Genomic DNA, 8,263 nt, shown 5'->3' on the forward strand with positions numbered 1-8,263 from the left:
GTCGGTCGCTCCGGTCGTCAGGCCGCCGCCTCGGCGGAGGCGTAGGCGCGCGCGATGAGGCGCATGGTGTCGAGGTCGCGGGCGGCCGACCACGCGTCCCGCCCGGCGGGGTCGCGCAGCGCCCGGCCGAAGGCCCGGACCTGTTCCAGGAAGGGCGAGGCCTCCGCGTCGAAGGCAAGGGGCTCGGTGCGGCCGGTGGCTCCGTCCGTGAGCGTCACCCGCCCCCCGGGATCCTGACCCATCGTGTTCTCGGCCGTGAGCAGGCCGGCGGTGCCGGAGATCTCAAGCCGGCGCCGCGGCAGCGCCTCGGGGTAATTGTAGGCGACGTGCAGGCTCGCGAGGATCCCGGATGCCGTGCGGCCGATCAGCAGCGCGCCGTCATCCACCGCGTAGACCTGGGCCCGCGCCTGGGTCAGCGCGGCGATCGCCGCGATCGGCTCGCCGAGCAGGAACTCCGCGAGGTCGAGGCCGTGGGGCGCGAGGTCCATCAGCGCGCCGCCGCCGGCCTGGGCGGGATCGATCCGCCAGTTCGCGAGGCCCGGCAGCGAGGCCCAGTCCCGGTCGAGCCAGCAGGCGTAGACGATCCGCAAAGCCGTCACGGTGCCGACGCGGCCGGCGCGGATCGCCGCGCGCATGGCCCGGTGGCCGGGATGGTGGCGCTGGTCGAAGGCGGTGCCGTAGAGGATGCCGGCCCGGGCGACCGCTGCCGCCATGGCCTCGGCGTCGGCGAGCGTCGCGGCCATCGGCTTCTCGCACAGGACGGCCTTGCCGGCGGCGGCGAGCGCCTCGACGGCGCCGCGATGCAGGTGGTTGGGCGTCGCCACGTAGACCGCCTCGACGGCCGGCTCGGCGAGGAGACCGGCGAGATCCGCGTGCGCCCGGGCCCCCACCGATTCCGCGGCGTTGCGCGCCTCGGCGCCCGGGTCGCAGACCGCGACGAGCCGGTGGCCCGCCCGCGCGATGGCCGGGGCCATGAAGTCCCGGGCGACCCAGCCGTAGCCGACGATGCCCCAGCCGACGGGCGCGGGTTCGGCCATCACCAGCGCTCCGGCAGGGACACGAATTCGCGCCGCCGCACCCGCTCGGCGATCTCGGGGCCTGCCGTGACCGTCTCGGGCCCGGGGGAGCGGGGCGGGTAGGTGACGAGCGGGCCGTACTCCGCCGCGTAGCGCTCGGAGGGCCAGGCGATGGCGTAGTCGCCCTCGGGCGCGGGCCGGTAGAGCGGGTTGAGGCGCAGCACCGTCCCGTCCGGCGGGAGCGTCAGGCCGTCCACGAGGGCGCGGGGAGCAGGGCGCATCCCCGGTCCGCACACCACCGAGAAGGCCTCCACGTGGGTGAGGTCCGCAGGCGCCGCTGGCACGGGCGCGCGCGCCGCGACGAGGGCGCGGGCGAGTTCCGCATCGTCGTAGACGAGGCCGTCGGGAAACAGGTCCTCGATCTCGGCCGCGGAGACCGCGTGCCCGGCCGAGAAGCCGGCGCGGGCGCTGTTGTGGATGTGGCTGAGGGCGAGCCAGCCCTCCTCGCCGGCGGTCCGGCGCAGGGCGCCGAGGAGGCCGCCCTTGTCGGCCAGGAAGTAGAAGGCGTCGTTGCAGAGGACGAGATCGACCGGCGCCCCCGGGATCGGCCAGTGCGGGGAGCCGGCGTCGAAGCAGACGAGCTGCGCCCGCTGCCCGACCACCCAGTGACGCGCCACCCAGAGCTTGGCGAAGACGACGTCGCCGCCGGCGACCTTCACGCCGCGGCCCTGGAGCTCGCGCAGGTAGTGGCCGATCCCGCAGGCCAGCTCGAACGCGCAGGTGGGCGCGTTCCAGTGCGCCTCCAGCAGGGCGAGGCCGGCTAGGAAGGTGGGATCCGTCCAGCGGTGCACGAAGTAGTCGCCGACCCGGCCCCAGCCGAGCCGGGCCACCGCCTCGCGCAACGAGATGTATTTCAGGTCGCGCACGAGGTCGCGCAGCTGCGCCGGGTCGGGGCGCGGTCCGGTCCACCACGCGTCCTGGTCGGCGAGGAGGAGTTCGAGGGCGTGGCCCGGCGCGCCCTTGTCGAGGTGGCCGAGGCTCTCGCGGACGAGGTCCTGGCGGCCGACCCGCAGGTAGGGGATGCCGTCGATCACCGGCCAGCGCGGGCCGGTGCGGCCCTCGCGCAAGGAGTGCGGGGTGTCGGGATGGAGCGGTTCGCCGGTCTCGGGCGACAGGAGGCCGAAGGGGATCACGGGGCGGCTCCGGCGCGCGGGGGCGAGGGGCTGCGGCAGCAACCCTTGACCGCACCTGCTCGCTGGTTCGAACGACGGCGCGTGCGCATCTCCTCTCCCCGCGTGCGGGGAGAGGGTCGAACCCCCCTTGTCGGGGGTGAGACGAGGCGGCGCACCGATCGCGAAGCGATCGGCCCGACGGTGAGGGGGCGGCGCAGGATGAGGCTCCTTCGGAACCGCCCCCTCACCCTCGCCCTTCGGGCTCGCTGCGTCCCCGACCAGGGGGACGCAGCCCTCTCCCCGCACGCGGGGAGAGGAGAAACCCGCACCTCATCCGGCGATGTGCGACTGTCGAGGCGCGCGGAGGCGCAATGCTTCACCCGGTGCGCCAACCCGCCCGTTCCCTCCGTCACGGCAGCCGCATCTCCGCGAGAACGCGGTCGTGGAAGCCCTTGACCGGCCCCTCGTGCACCAGCGCCATCTCGCCGAGCACCGTGTCCATCGTGAGCGTCGCCGCCCGCAGGTGCTGGGCGATCTGCAGGACGCGGTCCACGACGTCCGCCGCGTGGAAGGCGCGGCCCTCCGCACTGGCGTCGTCCGGCAGGATGCGGCGCGCCGACGCCACGACGCGATGCAGCGCCGGCTCCAGCTCGGCGAGGGCCATGTCGGTCGTCCGGGCGATCACCGCGTCGAGATGCCCGCCGAGCAGCACCTCCCCGGTGAAGCCGGCATCCGGCATGAGGGCGTTGTGCAGGTGGTGGGCCAGCGCCGCCAGGAAGACGGTCGCCGGATCGGCCCGGTAGAACGGGCTCATCACCACCCCGTACACGGCCACCATCAGGCAGTGCTCGGCGTGGTTCTCGGGTGGCTCCAGCACGATGCGGGGCCGGCCCGGACAGGTCGCCCCCGCCCGCGGCTGGGCCGCGAGCAGGCTCACGAAGCCCGGCACCGGCCCGGCCGGAAGCGCCTCCGGATCGACCAGCGCGCGGCGCAGCGCGTCGCGCAGGGAGGGGTCCAGCTCGGTCGCGACCTCGTCGAAGGCGCGGCCGAGGATCCCGGCCGCCTCCCCGTCGCCCACGCCCGCCGCCGCCAGGAAGGCCGCGTCGAGGTCGCCCAGGCGGGCGGCGGCCAGCGCGGTCGCCGTCACCCGCAGGGCCACCCGCTCGGGATCCGCGCCGCCGCAGAGCGCGCTCCACGCCTGCGCGAAGAGCCGCTCGGCGATCGAGCCGCGCCGCCCGGCCGAGCGCACCCGCTTGAGGTCGTTGAGTTCCACGAGCAGGGCGCGCAGCGGCGCCGGAGCCGCCGCGTCGCGGATCGGGCGGTCGGCCATGCTCAGTGGACGCCGAGCCAGTCGAACAGCATGCGCTCCTGCGCCCCGAAGGCATGCTCCGGCCCGTGGCCGTTCTTGACCATCGGCGCCTTGAAGAACAGCGAGAGCTGCTCCTGCACCCCGCCGTCGCCGCGCTTCTTGGCGAGGTCGAGGACGCGCGCGATCTCGATCACGAGCGGCGCCGCCAGGATCGAATCCTTGCAGAGGAAATTGACCTTGATCTGCATCTTCTGGCCGAGGAAGCCGGTGATGTCGATGTTGTCCCAGGCTTCCTTATCGTCGCCGCGCGGCCGGTAATAGTGGATGTGCACCAGGTGGTCCTCGACCGGGTAGCCGAGGATCGAGTCGAGCACCGTGCCCTTGGTGTTGAGCTTCGACTGCAGCGAGGACGGGTCGTTGAGGGCGAGGCCGTCGCGGTTGCCCAGGATGTTGGTGGAGAACCATCCGTCCACGTGCAGCGCCCGCGACTTCAGCGCCGGGGCGAGCACGGTTTTCATCATCGTCTGGCCGGTCTTGCCGTCCTTGCCGGCCACCGGGACGTTCCTCTCGCGGGCGAGGTCGATGAGGGCCGGCACGTCCGCCGCCACGCTCGGCGTGAAGTTGGCGTAGGGCATGCCGCTCGTGATCGCCGCGTAGGCGTAGAGCATCGCCGGGCTGATCGATTCGTCGCTCGCGTCGAGGCCCTTCTCGAACGCCTCGCGCGAGTTCAGGGTCGGGTCGTCGAGGTCGGGCCAGCGCTCCGTCGAGGCGAGGTTGACCACCACCACCTCGTCGACGCCCGCCTCGGCGCGGAACCGCGCGAGGTCGTCGCTGATGGCCGAGACCGCCTCGCGGTGGTCCTTCGCGACGATCCGGTTCTGGCCGTCGATGTTCTTGCAGAACTTGGCGCTGCCGACGGCGGGCCAGGGCCGCATCGTGTTGAGCACCTGGGCGCCGTTCTCCAGGTCCTGGCGCGTGAGCACCCCGTGGTTGCTCGCGGCGGCGCCGAGGTCGTCGCCGTTCAGGTCCCAGCCGCCGAACACCAGATCCTTGTAGCCGGCCATCCCGGCGACCGCTTTGCCCGCAAGGGGCAGCCCATCGAGACGGTTCGACCCGGACTTGATCATCTCGATGCCGGCGATGGCGGTGGTGGCGACGGCCCCACCCATGCCAACGAAAGCGACGCCGACGCGGCGACCGGTCTGCATGCTCATCGGATAGGGAATTCCTTCAATTGAGACGACCGCGCGGTGGAGGAAGGACCAGACGGGGCGCGCGCCGCTCTGCGTGGCCGGGGGAAATGCACCAGACGATCGCTGGTTCCCGACAGATTAGGACAATTTTTGCTCGCGCCCGTCGGGCCGCCGGTCGGGCCGGCCGCCGCATTTTCGCCGGAGCTGTGGCCGGACAGGGACTTACCGCGCCGCAAAAAGACCCCGGCCGTTAACGCCACGCTGTCCCATTCTGAACACTTCGGGCCGCCAGAGCTTCGCGCCCTGACGAAGCAAGGCGCGGCCGGGACGAATCGGCCGGGCGGTGATGAAGGCAAGGACATGGGGGTTTTCCCGGAGCCGGCGCTCTGCGCCGACGACGCGCACCGACTCGTGCCCGCGGTCGACTGGGTCGACGAGGACCTGGTCAACGAGGGGCTGGACGACGAGGGGGTGCGGTGGCTGGTCCCCCTGAGCGAGAAGCGCCGCGCGGCGCGGGCCCCGGGGCGCTCGTTCACCGCCCGGGCCGTCAAGGCGCTCGGCGTCGGGCTGGCGCTCGCCGGAATGCTGCCCCCGGACGCGGTGGCGCCGGCCGCCTCGGCGCATGACCGCGTCGACGTGGTGGCCCCGCGCCGCTCCGTCCTGCCCGCGATGGCGGTGGCCCCGGCGCCGGGCGAGTGGCGCGGCGCCCCCCTGCCGCAGGAATTCCCGAGCACGGCCGAACTGATCCGGATCGACCTGGAACGGCTCGCCGCCGGCGCGGGCGAGGCGGAGACCGTGGCGTTCGGCGACCTGCAGGTCTCCCGCAGCCTCGTGGCGACGATCGTGCGCGCCGCCCGCGAGACCGGCGTGGACCCGGTCTACCTGATGGCGCTGGCCGACAAGGAATCGAGCTTCCGCCCCGACGCGGAGGCGGCCACGTCGTCGGCTGCGGGGCTGTTCCAGTTCCTGAACGGGACGTGGCTCGAATTGCTGCGCAGTTTCGGGGCGCAGCACGGCTACGCCGAGGAGGCGGCGCTGATCGAGCGGCGCGGCGGCGGGCTGTCGGTGGCGGATGCCGCGGCGCGGCGGCGGATCCTGGCCCTGCGGCGGGATCCCTACGCGGCGAGCCTGATGGCCGGCGAGATGATGAAGCGCGACCGCGCCCGCATCGAGCAGCGGCTCGGGCGCGACCTCAACCACACGGAATGCTACTTCGCCCACCTGCTCGGGGCGTCGAGCGCCAGCCGCTTCATGAAGCTCACGGCCGAGAAGCCGAACCAGCCGGCCCAGCGCGCGTTCCGCGCGGCGGCGCGCGCCAACCGCAACCTTTTCTACGAGCGTCGCGGCAAGCGGACGCGCAGCCTCACGGTGGCCGAGGTCTACGGCCGGCTCGACCTGATGATCGACAAGCGCATCGACCGGTTCCAGTCGGCGGCGTCGCTGGCGAGCCGGATCGACGCCCGCCGTCCGGGTGACGCCCTCCCGCCGGAGGTGATGCTGGTGCCGTGAGGCCCTGACGAAGCTTCCTCACGGGACCGGGTGCCGCGAGGCGATGAGGCACGCGGCATCGCTTGGAGAATGCGCGGCGCGGCGGGCGGTTCCGCGTCCCACCGACGATTTTTCGTAAGGATCAGCCGGCCGGTGCCGGCACGGTCAGGTCCGAGGCCCGCGCCGCGTAGAGCACGTCGAGGGGGCGCCCGCTGCCCCGGATGTCGGTGACCTCGGTCCGGAGCCCGTCGAGGGAGAGCCCGGCGCGCCGGGCGGCCTCCGCGGAGGCGGCGAGCTGCACCTCGGCCCCCTTCGCCAGGGCTTCGAGCCGGCTGGCGATGTTGACGGCCGGCCCGATCGCCGACATCGGGCGGTCGTTGCCATGCCCGAGGCGCCCGAGCACCAGCGGCCCGGCATGCAGGCCCATGGCGACGCGCAGCGGAGCGGGCAGCTCCGCGGCGATCTGCCGGTTGAGCACCTGGACGGCGCGGTCGATCTGCGCCGCCGCCCGGAATGCGGCCCGGCAGGCGGCGTCGATCCCCTCCGGGTGGGTGAACAGGGCCAACAGCCCGTCGCCCGCGTAGCCGCCGATCCAGCCGCCCTCCGCGGCCACCGGTCCGCCCGCCGCCTCGAAGAAGCGGTTGAGGATGTAGACCACGTCGAAGGCGAATTTCCGCTCCGCGAGTGGCGTGAAGCCGCGCACGTCCACGAACAGGATCGCCACGTCGCGCTCGACCCCGGCGAGGTCGGGATCGCCGAGCAGCGCGGTGTCGGCGTCCGACCCCCGGGGCCGCAGGATGCGCATCACCGTGAGGTCGCCGGTCGGTCGGGCCTGGCAGGCGAGGCGCACGCCGTCCGGCGCTCCGATCGCCGCCAGGGTGGCGGCCTCCTGCCGGCCCGGCGGGTCGAGGGAGTGGCCGCCCTTGGTGACGAGCACGCGGCAGGTGGAGCAGCGCCCGCGCCCGCCGCAGACGGCGACGTGCGGGATCCGGTTCGCCCGGCTGATGTCGAGGAGGGTGGCGCCCTCGGCGACGCGCACGCTGGGGCCGCCCACATAGGTCACGGTGATCCGGCGCGCCCGCCAGGCAGCGGCGGCCCTCACTGCGCCCGCCGCCAGCGCCAGGCCGGTGGCGGCGTAGAACCCGAGCAGGAGGGGCGAGCTCAGCGCCACGAGGTCGTCGGGCGGCCGCCGCAGCGGCCAGCGGGCGGCGAGGTCCGGCGCCGCGAACCGCGCGGCGGCGGCCCGGTCGCGCGCCATCAGTTCCCCCTGCTGGACGATCCCGGCCGTGGCGGCGAGCGGGAGGAGCAGCGCCGCGAAGGCCAGGGCCGGCGCGGCCCGGCGATAGGCGGGCGAGAGGCGCAGCCAGTGGTGCAGGCCGATGCAGCCGTGGACCCAGACCAGGACGAGGAGCAGCGTCTGCCGCGGGATGGCGTCGGGCCAGAGATGGGTGATGACCTCCGCGTAGCTCGTCGGCAGGCCGTCGCGCAGGTTGGCGACCCGCGTGCCGAGGACGTGCGGCAGCAGCAGGATCGGGATGGCGAGGCCGAGCGCCACCTGCGCCGCCTCCCAGGCCGGCAGCCGCAGGCTGCGCCGGCTCGCGAGCTTGGCGAGGGCGAGCCCGGCATGGACCAGGAGCGCGCCCGCGAGGAGTGCGGTGCCCGGCAGCGAGCGGGTGACGGCGACGCGCCCGCGCTCGAAGGCGAGCATCGCGTCGAGTCCGATGAGGCCGAGGGCGTGGTTGAGGAAGTGCGTCGCCGCGAAGGCGAGGAGGATCAGCCCCGAGGCGAGGCGCAGGCGCTGGGCGAGCGAGCCGCGCCACAATCCCGCGGGCGGGGCCGATCGGCGATCCGGGCGCGCGGCGGGGATCACGGGAGCCATGGGGCGGGCACCTCGGCGCAAGCGTCGCTTTCGCGCAGGAAGTGGGATCCGTGGGGTGGGATGGAAGGGCGAAGCGGCGCAAGCCTCCCCCGCACGAGCTTGCTCATTCACACTTCGCCGGATGAGGCGCGGGTTTCCCCTCTCCCCGCGTGCGGGGAGAGGGCTGCGGACCCCTTGTCGGGTCCGCAGCGAGCCCGAAGGGCGAG

At 74.0% G+C, this 8,263-nt stretch carries 6 protein-coding genes; 1 reads left to right on the plus strand and 5 read right to left on the minus strand.

What is annotated here, in order from left to right:
- Positions 1-17 precede the first annotated feature (17 nt).
- The 4 genes from ACW9J6_RS32180 to ACW9J6_RS32195 all read right to left on the minus strand — a co-directional run bounded on the left by ACW9J6_RS32180 (position 18) and on the right by ACW9J6_RS32195 (position 4,711).
- Positions 18-1,037 carry a Gfo/Idh/MocA family protein gene (locus tag ACW9J6_RS32180; protein WP_457120398.1) on the minus strand — a complete coding sequence of 340 codons (1,020 nt, stop codon included), beginning with the start codon at positions 1,035-1,037 and terminating at the stop codon, positions 18-20.
- Positions 1,037-2,209: a class I SAM-dependent methyltransferase gene (locus ACW9J6_RS32185; RefSeq protein ID WP_457120399.1), complete on the minus strand. Its 1,173-nt coding sequence runs from the start codon at positions 2,207-2,209 to the stop codon at positions 1,037-1,039. Before ACW9J6_RS32185 ends, ACW9J6_RS32180 begins: the two co-directional genes overlap by 1 nt.
- Positions 2,210-2,597: 388 nt before the next feature.
- Positions 2,598-3,518, minus strand: coding sequence for a hypothetical protein (locus tag ACW9J6_RS32190; RefSeq protein WP_457120400.1), 921 nt, complete (start codon positions 3,516-3,518; stop codon positions 2,598-2,600).
- Positions 3,519-3,520: 2 nt separating this feature from the next.
- Positions 3,521-4,711 carry an inositol-3-phosphate synthase gene (locus ACW9J6_RS32195; RefSeq protein WP_457120401.1) on the minus strand — a complete coding sequence of 397 codons (1,191 nt, stop codon included), beginning with the start codon at positions 4,709-4,711 and terminating at the stop codon, positions 3,521-3,523.
- A 339-nt stretch (positions 4,712-5,050) separates the two neighbouring features.
- Between ACW9J6_RS32195 and ACW9J6_RS32200 the strand changes: the two genes are divergently transcribed.
- The gene (locus tag ACW9J6_RS32200) at positions 5,051-6,199 is read left to right on the plus strand and encodes a transglycosylase SLT domain-containing protein (protein ID WP_457120402.1); all 1,149 of its coding nucleotides are present in this window, start codon (positions 5,051-5,053) and stop codon (positions 6,197-6,199) included.
- Positions 6,200-6,320: 121 nt separating this feature from the next.
- Here ACW9J6_RS32200 and ACW9J6_RS32205 read toward each other — a convergent pair whose 3' ends face one another.
- Positions 6,321-8,057 carry an adenylate/guanylate cyclase domain-containing protein gene (locus ACW9J6_RS32205; RefSeq protein ID WP_457120403.1) on the minus strand — a complete coding sequence of 579 codons (1,737 nt, stop codon included), beginning with the start codon at positions 8,055-8,057 and terminating at the stop codon, positions 6,321-6,323.
- Positions 8,058-8,263: the final 206 nt, after the last annotated feature.

The organism is Methylobacterium sp. JK268 (assembly GCF_054052225.1).

Excerpts from the sequence above, each read along its gene's own strand:
- ACW9J6_RS32180 (WP_457120398.1), bottom strand. The coding sequence starts at position 1,037 with ATGGCCGAACCCGCGCCCGTCGGCTGGGGCATCGTCGGCTACGGCTGG.
- ACW9J6_RS32190 (WP_457120400.1), bottom strand. The coding sequence starts at position 3,518 with ATGGCCGACCGCCCGATCCGCGACGCGGCGGCTCCGGCGCCGCTGCGC.
- ACW9J6_RS32195 (WP_457120401.1), bottom strand. The coding sequence starts at position 4,711 with ATGAGCATGCAGACCGGTCGCCGCGTCGGCGTCGCTTTCGTTGGCATG.
- ACW9J6_RS32200 (WP_457120402.1), top strand. The coding sequence starts at position 5,051 with ATGGGGGTTTTCCCGGAGCCGGCGCTCTGCGCCGACGACGCGCACCGA.
- ACW9J6_RS32205 (WP_457120403.1), bottom strand. The coding sequence starts at position 8,057 with ATGGCTCCCGTGATCCCCGCCGCGCGCCCGGATCGCCGATCGGCCCCG.